Raw genomic sequence first — 1,173 nt, forward strand, 5'->3', positions numbered from 1 at the left:
CCAGCTCCACCGCCGCGTCGGCGAGCCTGCGGGTGAGGGCGCGGCGGTCTCGGCCCAGTTGGGAGAGCGCCTTCGCGTCGAGGTCGGCCTGAGCCTCGCGAAGCTCTTCGGCGAGGCTCAGCGCCTCCTCCAACTGGGCGGCGCGTTCGCGCGCGAACACGTTCACGACCCAGGCCGCCACCGAGGGCTTGCGCAGGGCGCGGATCTGCGCCGTCAGGTCGGCGCCGACGGCGTCCTTGGCGCGGGCGTTGCGAGCGGCCACGAAGTCGTTCGGGGGGCCTGCGTAGAGCTCCGCGGCGATGTCCGTGAGAGAGGTGCTCATCCGAGCGACGATACACGCGAGATTCTCGCGCCGCTTCGTATGAACGCGCCTCCTGCACCGATATTCTGGGCGCATGGCAACGCTGTTCTATGGTGCGTCTGATGTGCCGATCCACATCGAGGACCGCGCCCTTGCACACCTGAAGATCGTCATCGCGACCAAGCTCCGCCGACAGGAGAGCTTCACCCTGTCCTGGCAGCATGCGGACGGAGAACCGGGAGGCCGATCGACGATCTGGATCCACCCGTCGATCCCGCTGCGATTCACCTTCGAGGAATCCGAGCAGCCGCAGCTGAACACCCGATGGATCGAGGAGCTCATGCATTCGGTGAACTCGACCGGCGGAATCATGCTCGTCGACGAGCTCATCGAACCGCCCACGGACTGAGGGGGAGTGGTCAGCTCGCCCAATCGATGAGGATGAGCCCCTGGCGGGTGTCGGCGAACTTCACCCAACCGTCCCCGAACAGGTAGGTCATGCCGTAGCCGTCTTCGTCGGTGCCCATGGCGAACTGCGGGTTCTCGGTGATGTAGACGCCGTCGGGGCCGTCCTCACGAGTCCAGCCTTCGCCGAGCAGCGACGACTGCGCGGTGGTCGCGTCTTCGGCGCTGATCTCCGACCATCCATAGAGCTGACCATGGTCTGATGCGACCGTGTAATCGGCCCAGAAGCACAGCAGCCCGTCGGCGAGCGTCACACCGCCCACGACGAACTCCTTCTCCTCGAACGTCCACCCCTGGTCGGTGAGCACCTGCACGGTGCCGGCCGACACGATCGTGTCGCAGGTCGGCTCGACGGCGGGCGCGGGAGTCTGCGTCGCCACGGGCTCGGCGGAGGCCGTCGGCGATGG

The 1,173-nt window shown here is 67.2% G+C and carries 2 protein-coding genes and 1 pseudogene; 1 reads left to right on the plus strand and 2 read right to left on the minus strand.

Translation table 11 applies throughout. The annotated features are described in order from the left end of the window. Positions 1-322 (minus strand): annotated as a pseudogene (locus tag J7E68_RS16545) (transposase); the annotation flags it as partial. 73 nt (positions 323-395) lie between these two features. Between J7E68_RS16545 and J7E68_RS16550 the strand changes: the two are divergent. Then, positions 396-710: a hypothetical protein gene (locus J7E68_RS16550; RefSeq protein ID WP_215174440.1), complete on the plus strand. Its 315-nt coding sequence runs from the start codon at positions 396-398 to the stop codon at positions 708-710. A 10-nt stretch (positions 711-720) separates the two neighbouring features. Here J7E68_RS16550 and J7E68_RS16555 read toward each other — a convergent pair. After that, on the minus strand, positions 721-1,173 hold a 453-nt coding region (locus J7E68_RS16555), incomplete at its 5' end, for a hypothetical protein (protein WP_215174442.1).

It is taken from the genome of Microbacterium sp. ISL-103 (genome assembly GCF_018613995.1).
Taxonomy (GTDB): Bacteria; Actinomycetota; Actinomycetes; order Actinomycetales; family Microbacteriaceae; genus Microbacterium.

Bases quoted from the DNA above. Each gene is read 5' to 3' on its own strand.
- J7E68_RS16550 (WP_215174440.1), top strand. From the start codon at position 396: ATGGCAACGCTGTTCTATGGTGCGTCTGATGTGCCGATCCACATCGAG.